The sequence below is a fragment of the Arthrobacter sp. GAS37 genome (genome assembly GCF_044908325.1).
Taxonomy (GTDB): Bacteria; Actinomycetota; Actinomycetes; order Actinomycetales; family Micrococcaceae; genus Arthrobacter; species Arthrobacter ramosus.
Genome location: NZ_JBIYDB010000020.1, coordinates 38,118 through 60,014, shown reverse-complemented (window position 1 = coordinate 60,014; position 21,897 = coordinate 38,118). Strand labels below are relative to the sequence as shown.

Here is a 21,897-nt window from a genome sequence, read left to right as displayed (position 1 = left end):
TTTGGCCCCGGTCCCTGACCGGGGCCTTTTGCGTTCCCAGGCCTTTTGCGGAGCTTTCATGGGTTTATAGGACAAAACGTGTGTAAATCCCAGGTTCATGGGCACACTCCGGATTCCGCTCCAGGCCGCCTGTCTGGCGAAACCGGCGCTCGCTTGCGGAGCAGTCTCCTAGCCCCGCCGTTTCTCGGGTTTGCTCACAACACTGCGACTGACCTCAGCTCCGGCGTGCCGGTGCAGCGTGATGCTGTCCACTGTGCTCAAAAGCATCACGGCAGCCATGGCGAGGAAGGCGCCACGGTACGCCGAAGAAGGACCGTCGCCGAAGATCGACACATGGTCGAAGAGGCGCAGGAAGAGCGCACCCACGGCAATACCGGCACCCGCGGCCAGTTGCACCAACGTGGCTGACACGGCGTTGGCCGAGGGAAGCTCACCCGGGACGATATCCGCATACTGCACGGAGGCGTACGCAGAGAATCCGATCGAACGGAAGGCCCCGCTGGCCAGCAGCAAGGCAAAAATCAACGGTTCCGGGGTCCCTGAGTTGAGCGCTGCACAAGCGGCAAAGGTGACGGCCGACGCGAAAGAGGCGAAGACCAACACAGGCTTGAAGCCGAACCGCCGAATGATGGGCGTTGTGGCGGGCTTGATGCCGATGTTGCCGATGAACACGGCGGCCACCATGGCACCGGATTTGAGTGGATCCCAGCCAAAGCCGTCCTGGAACAACAGCGGCAGCAGGAAGGGCACCGAGCTGATGGTCAGGCGGTAGACGAATCCTCCGGTGGAGGTGGCCCGGAATGTGCGCGTGGCGAAAACCCTGAGATCGAAGAGCGGAGCCTTGGCTTTGAGCATCCACCAGGCCGCTCCGGCCAAAGCCAGTGCTCCGGCCAGCAGCACGGCGGCCGGGACCACGCCCGCGCCGTGGCCGCCAACCCCTTCAAGGCCCACCACAAGCGATCCCACGCCGAAGGTGGTGAGCGTGAGCCCCCGCCAATCGAGCCGCCGGCCAGCATCGCCTCCCGTACGCGGAACCAGCCTCAGGGCTGCGATGAACGCAGCAAGCCCCAGCGGTACGTTGATCAGGAAGATCCAGTGCCAGGAAAGATAGGTAGTGAAAGCTCCGCCCACAAGCGGCGCCAAAACGGGAGCCAGCAACCCGGGCCACACAAGGAACGCGGTGGCCCGGAGGAGCTCCGACTTGGGTGTGCCCCGCAGCACTACGAGGGTCCCGACCGGCACCATCATGGCCCCGCCGGCCCCCTGCGCCACCCGGCTCAAGGTCAGCAGAGTGAGGTCCTGGCTGGCCGCGCACAACAGCGACGCCACGGTGAACACGGCAATCGCCAGGCAGAAGATCCGGCGTGCACCAAAGCGTTCTGCGAGCCAGCTGCTGAGCGGAATTCCCATGGCCACAGTCACCAGGTAGGCAGTCATCGTGATGTTGACATCGGCCGAGACCACTTTGAAGTCGGCCGCGATGCTCGGCATGGCGGTAGTAAGGACTGTTCCGTCAAGGAACTCCATGAAGAAGGTGGCGGCAACCAGCAAAGCGAGCCGTGGCTGCCACTTGGATTCGGACTGGATGTCCGGGACCGCGCCGGTCACGCTGCTTGACCCAGGACGAGAGGCAACACCGATCCTGCCCCGGCTTGCCTGAGGGCGCGGCCGGCAACGGTCATCGTCCAGCGGCTGTCCGCCAGGTCGTCGACCAAGAGGATGCCTTGACCGCCTAGCGACGCAAGGCTCTGTCCAAGTTCGGGACCTACCACGAGGCGCTCCCAGACACCGGCCAGCCGATAGGCGCTGTTGCCACCGCGGCCGCCCGTGGGTCCGCCGTGCTGGAGTTGAAGGGAACCCAAATACGGCATCTGGCCGATGCCGGCTATGCCGCGGGCCAAGGATTCGACCAGTGCCGGCTTGTTCCTGGACGGGATACTCACGACGGCTGCAGGACGCCCTTGGCCGCTCCACCCGGTGGATCGGCCGTCTCCGGCAGACCATTCGCGCAAGACCTGTACGCAGGCCTGCAACATGGCAGGTTCGACCTCGCGGTCAGCCGCACCGGCGGCAAAGAGCTCACGGAGGGCACCACCCCAGCCGAGGTCGGTCAGGCGGGCCAGGACGCGCCCTTCGGCCAGCAACTCCTCCGGGTTGATCTTCCCTTTCACCGTCACGCCCAGCCGGTCCATGCCACTGGGCCATTGGAGCCGTGGTTCCAGCGCAAGACCCGCGCGCCGAAGGGTCTGCCCGGCGGCGTCGGCGGCGGCTGCTGCCACGTCCGCCGGGAACCATCTGCCGGCGCAATTGTCGCAACGGCCGCACGCACGCGCGGACTCGTCGTCGAGGACCGCGGTGATGTATTCCATACGGCATCCGGCGGTGTCCTGGTAAATCACCATGGAATCCTGCTCGTCCACCCGGGCCTCGGCGATGCGGGCGTAGCGTTCGGCGTCGTAGATCCACGGACGTCCCGTGGACCTCCACCCACCGCCCACGCGCTCCACCGCTCCATCCACGGCCAGGACCTTCAACAGGAGTTCCAAGGGCGTCCGGCGCAGGTCCACCCGTGCTTCGAGGGCAACCGTGGACAAGGCAGAGCCGGATTCGGCCAAGACGTTGAGGACTCCTGCGGCCTTTTCCTCCGAGGGCATTGAAGCAGTCGCAAAGTACTGCCAGATCTCGCGGTCCTCGGATCCGGGCAGGAGGAGCACATCGGCATTTGCGGCGCCACGGCCGGCGCGGCCAACTTGCTGGTAGTAAGCGACCGGCGATGACGGGGCACCAAGGTGTATGACGAACCCGAGATCCGGCTTATCGAAGCCCATCCCTAGCGCCGAGGTGGCCACCAGCGCCTTCACTTCGTTGTCCTTGAGGAGTTGCTCCGCCCGTTCACGATCCGCGGGGTCCGTCCGCCCGGTGTAGGACAAGACGTTGTGGCCTGCCTCGGAGAGCAACCGGGCGGTGTCTTCAGCGGCCGAAACGGTCAGTGTGTAGATGATTCCGCTGCCTGGCATGTCTGCCAGATGGGTCAGCAACCAGCCAAGGCGATCCCGCGAGTCGGCGAGCTTCAAGACACCCAGCCGCAAGGACTCCCGGCCAAGCTCACCGCGGATGGTCAGTACTCCTGCGCCGAGCTGTTCTTCGATGTCATGGACTACCCGGGAGTTGGCCGTCGCTGTGGTGGCAAGCACCGGAACACTGCCGGGCAGTTGCTCGATGAGATCGGAGATGCGCCGATAGTCGGGACGGAAATCGTGCCCCCAGTCCGAAATACAGTGTGCCTCGTCAATCACCAGGAGACCGGTACGGCGGACGAGCTCGGGAAGCTGGTTTTCCCGAAACGAAGGATTGGTGAGCCGCTCGGGCGAAACCAAAAGAACGTCCACCTCGTCCGCGGCCAGTTGTTCGCGGACGTTGTCCCACTCAAGCTGATTGGCGGAGTTGATCGCTACGGCCCGCACCCCGGCACGTGCGGCTGCCGCCACTTGGTCCCGCATGAGTGCGAGCAGCGGCGAAACGATGAGGGTTGGCCCTGCGCCCCGGCGCCTCAACAACAACGACGAGACGAAGTACACAGCCGACTTGCCCCAGCCCGTCCGCTGCACCACCAAAGCGCGCCGTCCGGCGTCGACGAGGGCCTCAATCGCCTCATACTGGCCGTCGTGGAAGCGGGCGTCCGCATTTCCCACAAGCTCCTTCAGTACTTCAAGGGCCTGCAGCCGGGTGGTGGACTGTTCTGCTGCGAGTAGGGCAGCATCCGGGTTGTTGGGCATTCCTTCAGTATTCCAGCACCCGCAGACAGCCAGAACCCGGGACGTCATCTATGTGGACAAGCGTTTTCCACATAGATGTCGTGCCGGCGCAGTGACCGCCTCGCTCCACAGTAAGATTGAGCGCGTGACTAGCGAGCAGAACAAGACATTTGACCTCTCGGCTTCCTTCAAGGCCTATGACGTCCGGGGAATCGTCGGCGAATCCATCACATCTCACATCGTGGAATCCGTCGGCGCGGCCTTCGTCGACACACTCGGCCTCGCCGGGGAGACTGTGCTGGTTGGCGGCGATATGCGCCCGTCGTCTCCCGAGTTCATCAAGGCATTCGCCGACGGCGCCGCCCGCCGCGGTGCCGATGTCGAACTCCTGGACCTCATCTCCACCGACGAGCTCTACTACGCTTGCGGTGCCCTCAATGCGGCCGGCGCCACGTTCACCGCGAGCCACAACCCCGCCGAGTACAACGGCATCAAGATGTCCAAGGCCGGCGCCCAGCCGATCTCCTCCGAAACAGGCCTCAAGGAAATCCAGGCGCTGGCGGAGAAGTACCTCAACAACGGAAGCATCCCGGCTGCAGATGTCCCAGGCAAGATCAGCACCCGCGATGTCCTGAAGGACTACTCCGAGTACTTGCGAAGCCTGGTTGACCTCAAGGGCTCCCGTCCGCTGAAGATCGTCGTTGACGCCGGAAACGGCATGGCCGGCCTGACCACTCCCGCGGTGCTTGGTGACCAGTTGCTTCCGGCCCTGCCGTTCGAGATCGTCCCGCTGTACTTTGAGCTGGACGGCTCTTTCCCGAACCACCCCGCCAATCCGCTTGAGCCCGAAAACCTGCGCGATCTGCAAGCCGCAGTCATCGAGCACGGTGCGGATATCGGCCTGGCGTTCGACGGCGACGCCGACCGTTGCTTCGTGATCGACGAGAAGGGCGAGCCGGTATCCCCGTCTGCCATCACCGGAATGGTTGCGCGCCGGGAAATCGCCCGCGCACAGGCCGCTGGTGAAGAAACCCCCGTGATCATCCACAACCTGCTGACCTCGCGAGCAGTCCCGGAGCTCGTGGCGACGGATGGTGGCAGGGCTGTGCGCACACGTGTGGGGCATTCGTTCATCAAGGCAGTCATGGCCGAGGAAGGAGCCGTCTTCGGCGGCGAACACTCGGCGCACTTCTACTTCCGCGATTTTTGGAATGCGGACACCGGCATGCTCGCGGCCATGCACGTCTTGGCGGCATTGGGCGAGCAGGATGGCCCACTGTCCGACCTTGGCCGCCAGTACGAGCCTTATGTCTCTTCCGGTGAAATCAATTCCGAAATCGAGGACAAGGCAGGAGCCGTTGAGCGGGTCCGCGCCGATTTTGATGGCGAAGACGTTGACGTGGACTACATGGATGGCAGCACCTTCACCGCGAAGGACGGCAGCTGGTGGTTCAATCTTCGACCGTCCAACACGGAGCCTTTCCTGCGCCTGAACGCCGAGGCGAAGGATGTTGCCACCATGGAAAAGGTACGGGACCGCGTCCTCGCACTGGTCCGGTCCTAGCCGGAACCCCGAAGGCGAGCAGCAGCGTGAATTCCCAGATCAACGGCCTCGAAAGCATAGAGGCGCACGAACTCCGCGAAGTGCGTGAAACGCTTGGGGCCGCCTTGGCAACAGCGCAGGAACACCTGGAACAAAACGGCGGCTTCCTGCCCTTCGCAGTCACGCTCGCCGAGGACCACGAACTTCGGATCGTCTTCGTAACGCCTGAAGAGCCGGACGACGAGGGAAACGTCGACACAGAGTCGATGCTGGCAGACATCCTCGAATTGCTGCGCCAAGGCCGTGACGATTACCGCGCGGTGGCGATTGCGAGCGATGTCATCCTTCCGGAACACGGCTCCGACGGGATCCACGCCGCGGCTGAGCATCGCAGCGGTGGTCTCCTCGCAGCCGTTGTCCCTTACGTCCAGACCGCCGAAGGCTTCACCTTTGACAACGCCGAAGCCGACACCAATGAACCACTCGTATGGGTGGACTAGACCTTACTCCGTAAGCTTGAGGGCATGAAGATCAATGCCTTCGCGGATGTGAGCCTGCGTGCGCTCCTGGTTCTCTCGTCCGCGCCCGCAGGTGAACTCCTGACGACCCAGAACATCGCGGACGCTGTGGGGACTCCTTACCACCACGTCAGCAAGGCCATCGTTCGGCTCCGGGAGCTGGGCCTCATCGACGTCGAGCGCGGCCGCAAGGGCGGATCCCGGCTCAGCGCCGCTGGACGGCAAGCCACCGTTGGCCAGATCCTGCGGGAACTGAATACCAGGCTCGACCCCGCCGAGTGCCAATCCGTCCATGGTGACTGCCCCCTGATCACCGAATGCGGCTTGCGTCATGCCCTGGCGCGCGCGAGGGAAGCCTTCTACCGGGAGCTGGACGACGTCGTCGTGTCCTCCCTGCCGCGCATACGGCAAATGGCGCCGGCATTCCAGGCGATCGGGTTACGCCCCGGGCTGTAAGCCCGGCGCCCCCGGGGGCCTCTGTCATCTCAGGCTATCGATTAGCCAATTACTTCTACGAGGTGTAGAAGTTAGCTATAGATACTTGCATTCTAAATACAAGTATTGACCCCGGTCCGTATGCATCCCACGGGCCATTACGACAGGAGTACGTATGCTCTCGGACAAGTCCTTCCCCGTCATCGAGGCCACTTTGCCGCTCGTCGGCGCCCGGATTGGTGACATCACCCCCAAGTTCTACTCCCGACTCTTCGCTGCGCACCCCGAACTGCTCGATGGGCTGTTCAGCCGTTCGAACCAGCGCTCCGGCAACCAGCAGCAGGCCCTCGCTGGAAGCATCGCCGCCTTTGCAAGCCATCTGGTGAGCAACCCCGGAACCCTGCCGGAAACAGTTCTGTCCCGTATCGCGCACCGTCACGCTTCACTCGGCATCACCGAGCCGCAGTACCAAGTGGTCTACGAGCACCTCTTCGCCGCCATCGCGGAAGACCTGGCAGAAGTCATCACCCCTGAAATCGCCGAAGCCTGGACAGAGGTCTATTGGCTCATGGCGGACGCACTGATCAAGCTCGAAAAGGGACTCTACGCAGCGCAGGCCAACGGCAGGATGTGGAGCCCATGGAAGGTCGCGTCCAAAACTCCCGCTGGCACCGGGTCCACGACCTTCACCCTGGAGCCGGCCGACGACACCCCGATCACCGAAGCTCTGCCGGGCCAATACATCAGCGTCAAGGTCACACTCCCGGACGGCCTGCGCCAGGTCCGCCAGTACTCCCTTTCCGGCGACGCCGGCACCAGCCGCAGCTTCACGACAAAGATCGACGACGGCGGCGAGGTCTCGCCCGTGCTGCACAACACCGTCGAGGCGGGCGATGTCCTGGAGATCTCCAACCCCTACGGCGAGATCACGCTCAGGGATGGCAACGGTCCCGTGGTCCTCGCCTCGGCGGGCATCGGCTGCACGCCCACGGCTTCCATCCTGCGCTCGCTCGCCGATTCCGGCTCCGACCGCCAAGTGCTGGTCCTGCACGCCGAGAGCAATCTAGATAGTTGGGCGTTGCGCGGCCAGATGACGGACGACGTCGAGCGCTTGGATGGTGCGGAACTCCAGCTCTGGCTGGAGGAACCGCAGGCCGGGTCCAAGGCGGGCTTCATGTCACTGCGCGAAGTGGACCTTCCAGCCGACGCCTCGCTGTACCTGTGCGGACCGCTGCCGTTCATGAAGCACATCCGCAACGAAGCCATCAACGCCGGAATCCCCGCCACAAGGATTCATTATGAAGTCTTCGGACCGGATATCTGGCTCGCCAACTAGCTAGCAGTAGGTGTCGTTTAGAGGCCCCAAAACGACACCTACTGCGAGTCAGTTGGGCGGCCCAACCAGCAACAGCGGCAGCATCACTTCGTCCACCACGCGCACCAAATAATCGTCATCGATCGGCACTCCCGAAAAGATGAACCGCTGCCGCAGCAAGGCGGGTCCAGCATCGATCCTCGTCTCCGTGGCCACGCTGGGATCGCATTCGCCGCGGGCCGCGGCCTGCTCAATGATGGCCCGCATGGTCTTTGCTACGTTGCCGCGGGCGTACTCCTGGACCTCAGCTGCCACCGCGGGATTCTGCAGCGCCTCCCCCAATAGCCCGCGCATGGCTTGCCCCACTGCCCCTTCGAGTTGTTGGGCCACGAGCCGCAGTATCGCCAGGGCGTCTTCGCGCAGGCTGCCCGTGTCCGGCGCGGACGCCGGGCCGGGCATGGCATCGTAGGCTGCCTCCAGAACCAAGGCCGCGCGTCCGGGCCACCGCCTATAGAGCGAAGCTTTACTCGCCCTTGCACGCTCAGCCACGCTGTCCATGGTCAACGCCGCGTAGCCGGATTCGGCGATCTCTGCCCGGACTGCCTCGAAGATTGCACTGTTCAGGGCCGCTCCGCGGCGGCGCGGCAGCTTCCGATGGTCCCGCAGCCCCGTCTGGTCCCGATGCCCCGGCATCTCAAGGTCTCTCCGCCGGAGCGGCCGGCAGGACCACTCCCCGGGTTCCGTCCACGAGTACTTGCTGCCCGTCGGCCAAGGTGCTGGTGCCCGAACCGGTGCCCATAACGGCCGGAATTCCGTACTCCCTCGCGACAATCGCCGCATGCGAGCCGAGCCCGCCGGCGTCCACCACAACCGCGGCGGCCCGTTGGAACAAGGGCGTCCAGGCGGGATTGGTGTACGGGCAGACGAGGACCTCTCCGCTGCGCAGCCGTCCGAACTCGGCGGGTCCATGGATCACACGGACCGGCCCCCTCGCTTGGCCGCGGCTCGCCGCAATGCCGGAGACGAGGACTCCTTCCACCTGGCGGCGCTGGCGGCCTCGGCCGAAGAGCAAAGCCGGATCGAGCAGCGGGATGCCTTCGAGCTCGCGCCGCTTTGCCGCGCGAGCCAGCACCAGCGGCCGGAAACGGTCACGGAGTGAAGCCGGCAGCGCGCCGTCGTCGTTGTCTGTGATGGACTCCAGTTCCTCGAACCGCAGGTGATAGATTTCGTCGGGCTTTTCGATCACGCCGGCAATCACCAGCCGGCGGCCGAGCTCCCGGTAGGCCCGGCGGATCGGCGGGATGGCTTTGGTGGCGTAGAAGTGGCTGTCCTCGCGGAACGCCATTCCGGCTTGGGCGGACTCGACGGCGGCGAGCACCCTCCGCCGCAGCGGTTCGAAGCGGAGAGCCGGATGACGTTTCAATTCCGCAAGCGCATTCCCGGACTGGTCAACTATCTTGGGCCGCTCTCCGGACAAGGCCTTCACGAGACCAAGAACCACCTCGGGGGCATCGGACCACGTGGGCGAACTGCTGAGGACAACGCTCGTGGTTTCGCGGTGGCCGTACTCGAGTTGGAACGCCGCGAAAGCCTCGCTGAATGCACGATGTTCGGGCTCATTTTCCGCCAACTCCAGGAGCTCGCGGGGTCCTGAACCAAGTAGCGCGCGGGACAGCCCGGGATCGTCCGCCGCGATGGAAGCGAGCCGTTCAAGAGCCCGGTTCGCCTGGCTCGTCCGGGTTTCCGCCCCCGCGATCAGCGCAGGCGCAAGTTTTGTCTTGCCCAGGAACAAGAGCATGAAACGCATCTTCAGCACCGGCACCAGGATGCCTGGCAGGTAGGAGACCCGCAAGGCCGTGATGCCCTGCATCGCGGCGAAGCACTCCCCGGCAAATGCAACGACCGCACGCCACCGCAGCGGGCCGAGGTCCTTGCCGTTCAGCCTTTCAATGTTGTCGATAAACAGGGAGAAACGAGGATCTTGGGTCCAAGCGCCGGCTTTGAATCGCCTCGCCCGGCGCAGCAAGGACACCGGCGCGGCAATCGTTCGGATGGTCGGGCGCGGCACAGGCAGGATGAGCCGCACCACAACCCCGTCGTCCTCCGGCAGCAACTTCTCCACTGCAGGGAAGACCACGCCCACGCTCCCGGCCATACCGTGCAGCATGGCGAGAATTCCCCGACTCATCCAGCCGGATACATCCAAGGGATAGGGCCGCTCCTGGAACATCTCGATGAAAAACGGTCCCACCCTACGTTGGACCGCGTTGAGGACGGGCGGTTGGGGCGGGAGAGCGGTCATCGGCCGCGATTGCAGTACGTACAGCGTTCCGCCGGCCGCCGCCCACTCGATGTCCTGGGGCCGGCCGAAATGCTGCTGGGCTTTCTTTCCCAGCGTGGCCAGTTCCGCCAGCTCCCTTGCGGTGAGCCCGGGCTTCAGACCTCGAGTACCGGAGCTTTCTTGCGTGCCGCCGCCCTCGGCCGCGCTGATCACCACCTCTCGACCACCGGGCGTGAAACTCAGCACTTTTCCCGAGCCGTCCAGAACATAGTGCTCCGGCGTCACCCGCCCGGAGACCACGGCCTCCCCCAGCCCGGGGTTCGCGTCCACCACCATCTCGCCGCGCTCGCCCGTGACCGGGTTCGCGGTAAACAGGACGCCCGCCATGGCGGCCGGCACCATTTTTTGTACGACGACGGCGATGGCCACCTCGTGCGGATCAATTCCCTGCCGTCGGCGATAGGCAATGGCCCGATCCGTCCACAACGATGCCCAGCAGTTGGCGACTGCCTGGACTACATCGTCCCCGCCCAGCACGTTGAGATAGGTGTCCTGCTGGCCGGCGAACGCGGCTCCCGGAAGATCCTCCGCCGTGGCGCTGGACCGGACCGCGACCGCCCCGCCGCCCAGCCTCGCGTAGGCATCGAGGATCTCCTGCCGCAGCCGGCCAGGCATTTCCGCCGCGGCGAAAAGTGCCCGGAGGGCCGCACCGCCGGCGCCGTCGCCGCCGTCGGACACGCCGCCGTCGGGCGCTTCATCGGGCCCGACGGACAGGAAGCCGCCCAGCGCTGCCCCAACGTTCGTTTCCGCCAGGAAGGACAAGTACGCGCCCGTGGAGATGACAAAGCCTGGCGGCACCGGAAAGCCTTGCCGCACCAATTCCCCCAGCGCGGCACCTTTTCCACCGGCAACGGCGACATCCCCCACGCCGAAATCGGCCAAGGGGGCGGTGATCCGTCCGGTCGTCCTGGGCCCGTCATGCGGTCCTGACGGCAGAGCGGACTCTTTTGTGTGCCGCTGGGAATCGTCCATGGCCCGGACCCCCGGAAATAGAGAACTGCTGGTTCTCTAAAAGCTACTCTCGCGCCAATCGCGGCACAATGCTCTCGCTTTAGCTGCTCGGCAACGGATGGAGACGACGACGGCGGTCCCGCACCTCGGTGCGGAACCGCCGTTCGTAAAAGGGGCCTCCGCCGCCTGGGCCCACGCTGCCGAGGGGCCTCAATCGAGCTTGCGAGATTGGGGAGGCAGCGGGGAGGGTTCCCTGGCTAAGCGGAGCGAAGCGAGGGAGGCGGTGGGGACCTAGGCCAGGCGGGCCTTCAGGCCGTCGAGCTCGGAAAGGAGCGAGGCCGGCAGGGAACCGCCGAACTTCGCGTACCATTCCTCGATCGATGCCAGTTCAGTCTTCCACTCGGAGGCGTCGACGCGCACTGCGGCTTCCACCTCGGCGGGGGTCATGTCCAGGCCTTCGAGATCGATGGACTCGCCGGTCGGCACGAAGCCGATGGGAGTCTCGACGGCGTCGGCCTTGCCTTCAAGGCGCTCGATGGCCCACTTGAGGACGCGGGCGTTGTCACCGAAGCCGGGCCAGGCGAAGCCACCCTCGGCCGTGCGGCGGAACCAGTTGACCAGGAAGATCTTGGGCAGTCGCTCCGGGTTGGCCTTGGCGGACAGGTTGACCCAGTGGTTGAGGTAGTCGCCTGCGTCGTAACCGATGAATGGCAGCATGGCCATGGGGTCGCGACGTACAACGCCAACGGCACCGGCCGCAGCAGCGGTCGTCTCGGAGGACAACGTGGAACCCATGAAGATGCCGTTGGTCCAGTCGCGGGCCTCGGTGACCAGCGGGATGGTGGTCTTGCGGCGGCCGCCGAAGAGGATCGCGGAGAGCTCCACGCCGTCGGGGCTGAAGTATTCCTCGGCGAGCATGTCGATCTGGTCGATCGGCGTGCAGAAGCGGGAGTTCGGGTGTGCCGCCGGCTTGTCGGACTCGGGGGTCCAGGAGTTGCCCTGCCAATCGGTCAGGTGCGCCGGAGTTTCCTGCGTCATGCCCTCCCACCACACGCCGCCGTCGTCGGTGATCGCGACGTTGGTGAAGATGCTGTTGCCCTTGGCGATGGCACGCATGGCGTTGGGGTTGGTGCCCCAACCGGTGCCCGGAGCGACTCCGAACAAGCCGGCTTCGGGGTTGACGGCACGGAGCTCGCCTTCCTTGCCGAAGCGCATCCAGGTGATGTCGTCGCCGAGGGTCTCGACCTTCCAGCCCTTGATGGTGGGGTCGAGCAGCGCGAGGTTGGTCTTGCCGCAAGCGGAGGGGAACGCCGCAGAGATGTAGTAGGTCTTCTGCTCGGGCGAAGTCAGCTTCAGGATGAGCATGTGCTCGGCCAGCCAGCCTTCGTCGCGGGCCATGACTGACGCGATGCGCAGGGCGTAGCACTTCTTGCCGAGGAGGGCGTTGCCGCCGTAGCCCGAGCCAAAGGACCAAATGGAGCGCTCTTCCGGGAAGTGCACGATCCACTTGTCGGGGTTGCAGGGCCATGCGACGTCTGCCTGTCCGGCTTCCAACGGAGCACCCAGGGAGTGCAACGCGGGGACGAAGAAAGCGTCGGTCTGCGTAATGCGCTCAAGGACGTCCGTACCGATGCGGGCCATGATGCGCATCGAGGCAACAACGTAGGCGGAGTCGGTGATCTCGACGCCGAACTTCGGATCTTCGGCATCCAGGTGGCCCATGACGAATGGAATGACGTACATGGTGCGGCCGCGCATGGAGCCGGCGAACAGCGCGCGAAGCTTCTGCTTCATTTCGGCCGGAGCCATCCAGTTGTTGGTGAAGCCGGCGTCGTGTTCCTTCTCGGAGCAGATGAAAGTCTGCTCTTCCACGCGGGCTACGTCCGCGGGATCGGAGAATGCAGCGAAAGAATTGGGGAAGAGCTCTTGGTTCAGCCTCTTCAGGGTGCCGGCCGCGACGAGTTCGTCGGTCAGCTTCTTGTTTTCAGCTTCGCTGCCGTCAACCCAGTGGATGCGGTCCGGCTGTGTAAGCTCGGCTACTTCCTCCACCCAGGCCAACAGGCGTGCATGCGTAGTAGGTGCCTTCTCAAGCAGCGGCAGTCGCGCCAGATCGCCCATCGTGGTTCCCTTCCTCGGGTTCAGTGGTGTGTCCTAAATGCTAGGGGTCGCGGAGTAGACCAATCTGGGTTCGGACATGGGATCTCTTGACCATTTCGGAGCAAAACCCCTAAAAATCAAGGATCCGCGTCAGGGATACGCCGAATTTAGTGACTAAGGTCACATAGACCGGTCTAGTTAGGCAGATTACACCACGTCGATTTGGCACCAACAGGGATCTCGCGTAAAGTTTATTGAGGTTCGAGGGGGGAACGAGTTTGAAACTCCCGAGAATCACCGCGATGCGCCCATAGCTCAGCTGGATAGAGCGTCTGTCTACGGAACAGAAGGCCGGGGGTTCGAATCCCTCTGGGCGCACAAATGAAGACCCGCACCGGCCCCGGTGCGGGTCTTTTTTCGTTAAATTTCGGGCCCGGGTTTGCCCTATGGCCCGACTGCTGTTCACCCAAGTGGAAGCCAGTGCGACCACGTACGATTCTGCTGGATCATTGCCGCTGCCAGGGGCCGGCCCCCTTGGAATCACGCGGACGGGGACCTTCGGCAAGGGGAATGATCCAGCAGAATCCGACGCGTACCCACGGCTTCGGCTTGGCGGCGGGCCGATGTCGCCCTCGTCTCCGCGGTTCCCCACGCCTTCCTGACCCTCTTTGGCGCGCCGATGCTCCGGAATGACGAGACTCGCCGTGTCGCAAACGCTTTCCCAAACCAAAGAAGGTCAGGACGGTGCAGGCCTCCAGGAAACCGAAGGACTCCCAGCACCACCATAGGCAGGCCTCACTCGATGCCGGAGGTGCGCGGGGCCTCCAGGCGACCGGCCGCGCAAAAGCCAAGGGCCGCCGTCGTACTTCGCGAAAAGTACGACGGCGGCCCTTGCGCTTGGGTGCCAGGCCTTAGACTGCGACGGCCTCGCTGATGCGACGACGGATTCCGTCAAAGTGACGGTTGAGCAGTTCGGCAGCGGCGGTCTTGTCCCCGGTTGCGACGGCGGTGTAGATGCCTCGGTGCATGGCCGCTGTGGCTACAAGATCTTCGTTGTCGGAGCCGATCTCCACGTGGATCTTCCGGTAGACCTTCCAGAAAACGCCCATGAGGTTGATGAGGAGCTCGTTGTTCAGCGGCTCGAACAGCCGGCGGTGGAACTCGGCGTCGGCGGCTACGAAGTTCTCGCCACCGTGTGCGAGCTCCTCCATCTGATTGACGGCTTCTTCTATCAAGGCGAGCTGTTCGGCGGTCATCACGTCCATGGAAGAGCCGATCAGCCCCGATTCGAGGGCCTGGCGCACGTCCACGAGTTGCAGCGCTTCGAGACCTTGGTGGCGCAGCGACAAGCGGCCCCGGAACGTCAGGCCGTCGGCGAGCGCCTCGAAGTTGCTGGGGGCGACGAACATGCCAAAGCCGTGGCGGATCTCGATGACACCCAGGGCCTGCAGGACTTTCAGGGATTCGCGCAGGGTGTTGCGCCCTACCCCCAAAGCCACGGAGAGTTCATTTTCCGTCGGCAAAGGATCGCCCGCCTCGAGCTCGCGTTCGAGGATCAACTCCATAATGTCCGACTGGAGGGCCCTGAGCCGGGCCTGTGCGCTGAACCGCGCCTGCGGAACGACACCGGAAGTGGTCATGGCTCTCCTTGCAAAAGTACCCATCCTTGGCCGGACCCTTTCGGAACCGGGGACAAGGAATCAGTGCAGTGTTAATGTTGAGGTGAGCCTAGCGCCCACCGTGGATATAGTGCTTCGCAACATACAATATCGGATGTCCCATCTCCTTGATAGATGTTCGCCTTTATTTTTGACCGAGCCCCAGTCCGAACCTCGCAAGGTGAACCGCGGCGCAGCGCCCATCGGGAGCACACCGCCGGCAGCGCCGCGGCCGCTCCTCGGGTCACTAGTGATCCAGATCTCGCTTGACGACTTCATGTGACCACCCTTACAGTTTCTTTACGAGCATCGGATGTCCTACATCCGATAACCAGAAAACTTGAATGGTGAGGCATCTTATGAGCAACACGATTAACAACCTGCCGCTGGTCAGCGACGCCAGCCGACGCAACTTCCTCAAGCTGACCGGGGCGATTGGAGCCGCGGCAGCGTTCACGGCCAGCCTGTCCGCATGTGGCGGTCCTGCCTCCACCACCACGGGCGCAGCAAACAACACTGCGACCGTCAACAAGGATCTCACCATCGAAGCAGGCATCTCCTATGCCCTGTCCACGGGTTTCGACCCGATGACGTCCTCCGGCGCCACGCCGCAGGCCGCTAACCTGCACATCTTCGAAGGCCTCGTGGAACTCCACCCCGCCACCCGCGAGCCCTACAACGCGCTGGCAGCGAGCGACCCCAAGAAGGTCAACGACACCACGTACCAGGTGACCATCCGCGACGGTGCCAAGTTCCACAACGGCACCCCTGTCACCACCGACGATGTTGTCTACTCCTTCACCCGCGTGATGGACCCGGCCAACAAGTCCTTGTTGTCCCAGTTCATTCCATTCATCAAGGACGTCAAGGCCCTCGATGCCAAGACGGTCGAGTTCTCTCTGAAATACCCCTTCCCGGGCTTCGGACCGCGAATCTCCGTGGTGAAGGTGGTTCCGAAGGCGTTGGCATCGGCCGATCAGAAGGGATTCGATGCCAAGCCCGTCGGCTCCGGCCCCTACAAGCTAATCTCGGCAGTCAAGGACGACAAGATCGTCTTCGAAGCTTTCGCCGACTACAACGGCCCCAAGCCGGCACTCGCCAAGGGCATGACCTGGCTGCTGCTCTCGGATGCGGCAGCCCGTGTCACGGCAGCCCAGTCTGGACGCGTCCAGGCGATCGAAGACGTCCCCTACCTGGACATGGACGGGCTCAAGTCCAAGACCCGGGTTGAATCCGTGCAGTCCTTCGGCATGCTGTTCCTGATGTTCAACTGTGCCAAGGCCCCGTTCGACAACAAGCTGGTCCGCCAGGCACTCCACTATGGACTGGACAAGGACGCCATCATCAAGAAGGCCTTGTTCGGCAATGCCAAGGCCGCGTCGTCGTACTTCCAGGAGGGCCACCCGGACTACGTCAAAGCCAAGAACGTCTACTCCTACGATCCCCAGAAGGCCGCGGACCTCCTCAAGCAGGCCGGCGTGAGCAACCTCGAATTCGAGCTGCTCACCACGGATACTGCTTGGGTCAAAGACGTTGCCCCGCTGATGCTGGAATCCTGGAACAAGATCCCCGGCGTCAAGGTCACCGCAAAGAACCTCCAGTCCGGCGCCTTGTACTCAGACAGGGTGGGCAAGGCCGACTTCTCGGTGGTCGCGGCCCCGGGCGACCCCTCTGTCTTCGGCAATGACGCAGACCTGCTCTTGAGCTGGTTCTACTCCGGCGGCACCTGGATGGCCAAGCGCGCCTACTGGACCACTCCGGAAAGCGCCACCCTCCAGGGTCTGATGGATAAGGGCTCGCAGGCCGCGGCCGCCGATGCGAAGAAGATCACCGGCCAAATCGTGGACCTCGTCTCCGATGAAGTCCCGCTGTACCCGCTCTTCCACCGCCAGCTCCCCAGCGCGTGGGACGAAAAGAAACTCTCAGGCTTCAAGCCGCTGCCCACCACGGGACTTTCCTTCATCGGCGTCGGCCGCACCTCCTAGCCCGCCGCACTCAACCCCAACTACCTCGCATTTGTTGTCGTTTAGATGGCTCAAAACGACACTTACTGCGAGTTAGTTGGGCCTACCCCGCGAGACCGCCACGCAGCGGCCGCACCAAAGCAACCGGAGAACAAATTGGTCATGATATTGCGTCTGCTTGGACGCAGACTCGCAGCATTGCCCTTGATGATCCTGGGCATCACGCTGCTGGTCTTCCTCGTCCTTCAAGCAGCCCCGGGCGACCAGGCCAGCTCGGCCCTCGGCGAAGGCGCCAGTGAGGCCGCCAAACAGCAGTACCGCCAGGACAACGGCCTGAACGATCCCCTGTTCGTCCAATACTTCCGCTTCCTGGGCAGGCTCCTGCAGCTCGATCTTGGCGTGACCACCCCGCCCTCCAAGTCGGTGGCAAGCATGATCGCCTCGGCCTTCCCGCTGACCCTCCAGCTGACCTTCCTCGGCGTGATCATCGCCGTCGTACTGTCCTTGGTTTTCGGCATCATCGGCGCCCTTTACCGCGACAAATGGCAGGACCAGGTGGTCAGGATCTTCTCCATCGCGGCTATCGCCACCCCGTCCTTCTGGCTTGGCATCCTGCTCATCCAGTGGTTCGCGCTCGGTGACAACCCGCTGTTTCCCTCGGGTGGAATCGCGACGCCGGAGTCCGGCTTCGGCGGCTGGCTCAACTCGATGGCGCTCCCGGCCCTCGCGCTCGGGATTCCGGTCTCCGCTTCCCTGATCCGCGTGGTCCGCACGTCCATGGTGGAGGAACTCGACCGTGACTACGTCCGGACAGCCATCGGCAACGGGGTCCCCTACCGCGAGGTCGTCTCCCGGAACGTCCTGCGCAACGCGCTAGTGACTCCGGTGACCGTGCTGGGACTTAGGATCGGCTACCTCCTGGGCGGCGCCGTCGTGATTGAAATGATCTTCGCCCTTCCCGGCATGGGCCAGCTGATCCTCAACGGCATCACCAACCTGGACGTCAACCTGGTCCAGGGCGTGGTCCTCACCATCTCGGTCACCTTCGTTCTGGTGAACATCGTGGTGGACCTCCTGTATCTGCTCATCAACCCCCGAATCAGGACGGTATAGCCATGCGCAGCAAACTTGCTGAACGGCTCAGCGCCCCGGGCGTCCGCATCAAGTCCCTCCCGTGGGGATCGCGTTTTGCCCTGTTGTTCCTCGTGGTCATCGCCCTGGCGGCGATCTTCGCGCCGGTCATCGCGCCACACGATCCCCTGGAAACGTTCATTCCGGCGCAAGCCCCCGCCGGCGACCACTTCTTCGGCACCGACCGCCTCGGCCGCGACGTCTTCTCCCGGCTCGTTTACGGTTCACAGTCTTCGCTCATGATCGGCCTCGGTGCGGTGGCGCTCGCGATCGTCGTCGGCGCGGTGCTCGGATCGCTCGCCGCGACGTCCAGCAAGGCCGTCAACGAGATCATCATGCGACTCATGGACATCCTCATGGCATTCCCTGGGATTGCCCTCGCAGCCGTGCTGTTGGCGGCGTTCGGCAACTCGGTACCCACCATCATCGTGGCGATCGCCATCATCTACACCCCGCAGCTTGCCCGAGTGGTCCGCGCGAATGTGCTCGCCCAATACGGCGAAGACTACGTCCGTGCCGAACGGGTGATGGGTGCAAACCGCCCTTACATCCTGCTCAAGCACATTGTCCGCAACACCGCGGCCCCGGTGCTGGTTTTCGCCACGGTCATGGTGGCCGACGCCATCATCCTCGAAGCCTCGCTGTCCTTCCTCGGCGCCGGCGTCCAGGATCCTGCGCCGTCGTGGGGCAACGTGATCTCCTACGGCCGCAACCTGGTCCTCTCCGGCGGCTGGTGGGCAACGACCTTCGCCGGCCTCACCATCCTGCTTACCGTGCTTGCGCTGAACATCCTCGCCGAGGGCCTCACCGACGCCATGGTGAACCCGAAGCTGCGCAAGGCTCCGGTTGTGAAGGACGACGACGGTGCTGCCGCTGCTTTTGCCGGCGCGGCTGTGGCCGGTGCCGCCATCGATACCGAGATCGCGACGTCGGTGGCCCAAGCGTCCGTCGTGGAACAGCACGAGCTCGACGGCGTTCGCGCCGCCAACGGCGATCCGCTCTCCGAAGAGGATTACGCGGCGTCCGTTCTGAACGATCCTCGTGTTCTGAACGATCCGAGGCTCGCAATAGCGAATCCGCACGCGCTCCTCGACCCCATGTCGGCGCTGAATCGGGAACTCGAGCTCCTTGCGTCCATCGAGGCGAAGCGCACGGACCGGCTCCCCCAGGTCCCCGCCGACGCCCGGAACGTGCTGGAAGTCAAGAACCTGTCCATCCGCTTCCCCGGCCGCTTCGGCGAAACCGCGATCGTGGACAACGTCTCCTTCACCGTCCGCGAAGGGGAAACCATGGGCCTGGTGGGCGAATCCGGCTGCGGCAAGTCCATCACGTCCCTCGCGATCATGGGCCTCCTGCCAAAGACCGCCGAGATCACGGGGTCCATCACCTTCGATGGCAAGGAACTCCTGGATCCCGGTTCAAAGCACAGCAACGCCAAGGCCTACCAAGGCCTGCGCGGCGAACAGATCGCCATGGTCTACCAGGATGCGCTGAGCTCGCTCAACCCGTCCATGAAGATCAAGGAGCAAATGACCCAGCTGACAAGGCGCGGCGGCCGCAAGACCCCTGCCGAGTTGCTGGAGATGGTGAAGCTCGATCCCGTCCGCACACTTGCAAGCTACCCGCACGAGCTCTCCGGCGGCCAGCGCCAACGCGTCCTGATCGCCATGGCGCTCTCCCGCTCGCCGAAGATCGTGGTGGCAGACGAACCCACCACCGCCCTGGACGTCACCGTCCAGAAGCAGGTAGTGGAACTGCTCAACGAACTGCGCGAACAGCTCGGCTTCGCCATGGTCTTCGTCAGCCACGACCTCGCCCTCGTTGCCTCGCTGGCGCACCGGATCACAGTCATGTACGCCGGCCAGGTGGTCGAATCCGCACAGGCCTCGGAGCTCCTGCAGAACCCGCGGCACGAATACACGCGCGGCCTGTTGGGCGCAGTCCTTTCCATCGAGGCCGACGCCGTCCGCCTCCACCAGATCCCCGGCACCGTTCCGTCGCCGCGCGATTTCGCTCCCGGCGACCGCTTTGCGGCGCGCTCGTTGAGGCCCGACGCCGACCCGAACCAGCAATTGGTCCTCGCCGTTGTTGAACCCGCCGGCGGCGGAACAGACCGCGATCACTACTGGGCCAGCCACCTAAAGGAGGACGCAAAGTGAGTGTTTCAACCGGCAAGCCGGTCATCGAGCTCAAGGACGTCAAGGTCCACCACCGGGCACGCACAGGCGGCCTCTTCCGGCCCAACATCGTCAAGGCCGTCAACGGCGTGGACTTCAGCATCAGCAGAGGCGAAACGGTAGGCATCGTCGGCGAGTCCGGCTGCGGCAAGTCCACGCTCGCGTCAGTGCTCGTGGGACTCCAGGCCCCGACGTCGGGGCAGGTGCTCTTCCACGGCAAGCCGGCCATCAAACGGAACGCCCGGATGCGCAAGGAATTCGGACGCGCCGTATCCGGGGTCTTCCAGGACCCGGCCACGGCCCTCAATCCGCGCATGACCATCCAGGACATCCTCACCGATCCCCTGCAAGTGCACGGCATCGGCAACGCCGCGTCCCGTTCGGCCAAGGTCAAGGAACTGCTGGCCCTCGTCGGTTTGCCGCAATCGGCAGCCGAGGTCACGCCGTCGCAGGTTTCCGGCGGCCAGCGCCAGCGCGTGGCGATCGCCCGCGCCCTCGCGCTGGACCCGGACATCATCGTGGCGGACGAGCCGACGTCGGCTCTCGACGTTTCCGTCCGCGCCCAAGTCCTGAACCTGCTGTCCGACCTGAAAACCCAGCTGAACCTCGGCATGGTGTTCATTTCGCACGACATCCAGACCGTCCGCTACGTCTCCGACCGCATCTGCGTCATGTACTTCGGACAGATCGTCGAGGAAGGCCCGGCCGCCCAGGTCTTCGACAACCCCAGCAACGACTACACCAAGAAGCTGCTCGGCGCCGCGCCCAGCCTGCTCCATACCTAAATTTTTTCCCATCCAGATCCAAGCAACGGAGATTTTTGTGTCTACTCAGTTCCAGGGCGTCATTCCCCCGGTCATCACCCCCCGCCACGCAGACGGCCGCGTTGACACCGCGTCCCTGAAGAACGTCACCAAGCACCTGCTCGACGGCGGCGTGTCCGGCCTCTTCGTGTTGGGCTCCTCGGGCGAGGTCCCCTACATGACCAACGAGGAGCGCGAACTCGTCGTCTCCACGATCGCCGACGCGAACGCCGGTGCGGTGCCCCTGATCGTTGGCGCCAACGAACAAACCACCAACCGCGTCATCGAAGAAGCACGCAAGGTTGTGGACCTCGGCGCCGACGCAATCGTGGTCACCTCCATGTACTACGCCATCGGCAACGCCCAGGAGACCGAAACCCACTTCCGCAGCATCCACGCTGCCGTCGACAAGCCGATCTTCGCCTACGACGTCCCCGTCCGCACCCACTTCAAACTGCCCACCGACCTCCTGGTCCGCCTGGGCCGCGACGGCGTCATCGCGGGCGTCAAGGACTCCTCCGGCGACGACGTCTCCTTCCGCCAGCTCGTCCTCGCAGCCAAGGACATCCCCAACTTCGACATCTTCACGGGCCACGAAATTGTCGTGGACGGCGCCCTCCTCGCCGGCGCCCAAGGCGTAGTCCCCGGCCTCGGCAACGTCGACCCCGCAGGTTACCGCCGCCTGTTCGACGCCACCCAAGACGGAGACTGGACCGCAGCCGCCGCCGAACAAGACCGCCTGGCCGACCTCTTCGACATCGTCTACACCCCCAACGGCCGGGTCTCCGGCGGCGCAGCAGGACTAGGCGCTTTCAAGACGGCCCTTCAAATCATGGGCATCATCGAGTCCAACACGATGAGCGCCCCGATGCTCTCCCTCAACGCCGAAGAAACCTCCGCAATCCGAACGATCCTCGAGCGCAACGACCTGGTCTAAGAGGCGGCGCCGGCTCGCCCACCTGAACGGGTTTCCGGAGGTTACCTTTGCGGGTTGACGTCACCCCACCTGTGCTTGTTGCCTTGGTCGGGTCGTGCCGCAGGACCAGTTTTGCCGTCCCTTAGACACCTCCCGACGCACTGCTACAGTCGCCGAGCGACTTCCGCAATGCTCTGGTCGGCGATGCGGGACTACACAAAACCGTCCCTCCGGCACTCGGGCGATCGGGTCACCGCTCGCTTCGGGAACGTCAGCAACCGTCGGCGCGGCGG

The 21,897-nt window shown here is 64.1% G+C and carries 15 protein-coding genes and 1 tRNA gene; 10 read left to right on the top strand and 6 right to left on the bottom strand.

Translation table 11 applies throughout. From position 1 onward, the window contains the following. Positions 1–168 precede the first annotated feature (168 nt). Together ABH924_RS15905 and ABH924_RS15900 are read right to left on the bottom strand one after the other, a co-directional pair. Complete coding sequence (locus ABH924_RS15905) at positions 169–1,608, bottom strand: MFS transporter (RefSeq protein ID WP_404500273.1); 1,440 nt, start codon at positions 1,606–1,608, stop codon at positions 169–171. Next, entirely contained in the window at positions 1,605–3,776 is a 2,172-nt protein-coding gene (locus ABH924_RS15900; RefSeq protein WP_404500271.1) for a RecQ family ATP-dependent DNA helicase, read from the bottom strand. Before ABH924_RS15900 ends, ABH924_RS15905 begins: the two co-directional genes overlap by 4 nt. Positions 3,777–3,900: 124 nt before the next feature. Here ABH924_RS15900 and ABH924_RS15895 point away from each other — a divergent pair, with 124 nt between their 5' ends. The 4 genes from ABH924_RS15895 (at position 3,901) to ABH924_RS15880 (ending at position 7,587) form a co-directional block, all read left to right on the top strand. Then, a complete protein-coding gene (locus tag ABH924_RS15895) occupies positions 3,901–5,319 on the top strand; it encodes a phosphomannomutase/phosphoglucomutase (RefSeq protein ID WP_404500269.1) in 1,419 nt (472 codons plus the stop codon). A 26-nt stretch (positions 5,320–5,345) separates the two neighbouring features. Then, positions 5,346–5,798, top strand: a complete 453-nt coding sequence (locus ABH924_RS15890; protein WP_234752463.1) for a hypothetical protein — start codon at positions 5,346–5,348, stop codon at positions 5,796–5,798. Between the two features lie 24 nt (positions 5,799–5,822). Further along, the gene (locus ABH924_RS15885; protein ID WP_404500267.1) at positions 5,823–6,272 is read left to right on the top strand and encodes an RrF2 family transcriptional regulator; all 450 of its coding nucleotides are present in this window, start codon (positions 5,823–5,825) and stop codon (positions 6,270–6,272) included. Positions 6,273–6,426: 154 nt separating this feature from the next. Continuing rightward, entirely contained in the window at positions 6,427–7,587 is a 1,161-nt protein-coding gene (locus tag ABH924_RS15880) for a globin domain-containing protein (protein WP_404500265.1), read from the top strand. 48 nt (positions 7,588–7,635) lie between these two features. On the opposite strand, the gene ABH924_RS15875 is transcribed toward ABH924_RS15880, so the two are convergent. From ABH924_RS15875 to ABH924_RS15865, 3 genes are all read right to left on the bottom strand, one after another. Continuing rightward, on the bottom strand, positions 7,636–8,259 hold the full coding sequence (locus tag ABH924_RS15875; RefSeq protein ID WP_404500264.1) for a TetR/AcrR family transcriptional regulator: 624 nt from the start codon (positions 8,257–8,259) through the stop codon (positions 7,636–7,638). Position 8,260: 1 nt separating this feature from the next. Continuing rightward, on the bottom strand, positions 8,261–10,879 hold the full coding sequence (locus tag ABH924_RS15870; protein WP_404500262.1) for a PEP/pyruvate-binding domain-containing protein: 2,619 nt from the start codon (positions 10,877–10,879) through the stop codon (positions 8,261–8,263). A gap of 270 nt (positions 10,880–11,149) precedes the next feature. Further along, entirely contained in the window at positions 11,150–12,976 is a 1,827-nt protein-coding gene (locus tag ABH924_RS15865; RefSeq protein ID WP_404500260.1) for a phosphoenolpyruvate carboxykinase (GTP), read from the bottom strand. Between the two features lie 283 nt (positions 12,977–13,259). On the opposite strand from ABH924_RS15865, the gene ABH924_RS15860 reads away from it, so the two are divergent. Continuing rightward, positions 13,260–13,333: transfer RNA gene (locus tag ABH924_RS15860), tRNA-Arg, on the top strand. A 533-nt stretch (positions 13,334–13,866) separates the two neighbouring features. Here the strand turns inward: ABH924_RS15860 and ABH924_RS15855 are convergent. Beyond that, complete coding sequence (locus ABH924_RS15855) at positions 13,867–14,595, bottom strand: FadR/GntR family transcriptional regulator (RefSeq protein WP_404500258.1); 729 nt, start codon at positions 14,593–14,595, stop codon at positions 13,867–13,869. Between the two features lie 362 nt (positions 14,596–14,957). On the opposite strand from ABH924_RS15855, the gene ABH924_RS15850 reads away from it, so the two are divergent. The 5 genes from ABH924_RS15850 (at position 14,958) to ABH924_RS15830 (ending at position 21,625) form a co-directional block, all read left to right on the top strand. Beyond that, positions 14,958–16,598, top strand: a complete 1,641-nt coding sequence (locus tag ABH924_RS15850; protein ID WP_404500256.1) for an ABC transporter substrate-binding protein — start codon at positions 14,958–14,960, stop codon at positions 16,596–16,598. 135 nt (positions 16,599–16,733) lie between these two features. Then, positions 16,734–17,690 carry an ABC transporter permease gene (locus ABH924_RS15845; RefSeq protein ID WP_404500254.1) on the top strand — a complete coding sequence of 319 codons (957 nt, stop codon included), beginning with the start codon at positions 16,734–16,736 and terminating at the stop codon, positions 17,688–17,690. 2 nt (positions 17,691–17,692) lie between these two features. Further along, positions 17,693–19,867, top strand: a complete 2,175-nt coding sequence (locus tag ABH924_RS15840; RefSeq protein ID WP_404500252.1) for a dipeptide/oligopeptide/nickel ABC transporter permease/ATP-binding protein — start codon at positions 17,693–17,695, stop codon at positions 19,865–19,867. After that, positions 19,864–20,670: an ATP-binding cassette domain-containing protein gene (locus ABH924_RS15835; RefSeq protein ID WP_404500250.1), complete on the top strand. Its 807-nt coding sequence runs from the start codon at positions 19,864–19,866 to the stop codon at positions 20,668–20,670. Before ABH924_RS15840 ends, ABH924_RS15835 begins: the two co-directional genes overlap by 4 nt. A 37-nt stretch (positions 20,671–20,707) precedes the next feature. Further along, on the top strand, positions 20,708–21,625 hold the full coding sequence (locus ABH924_RS15830) for a dihydrodipicolinate synthase family protein (RefSeq protein ID WP_234752445.1): 918 nt from the start codon (positions 20,708–20,710) through the stop codon (positions 21,623–21,625). Positions 21,626–21,897 lie beyond the last annotated feature (272 nt).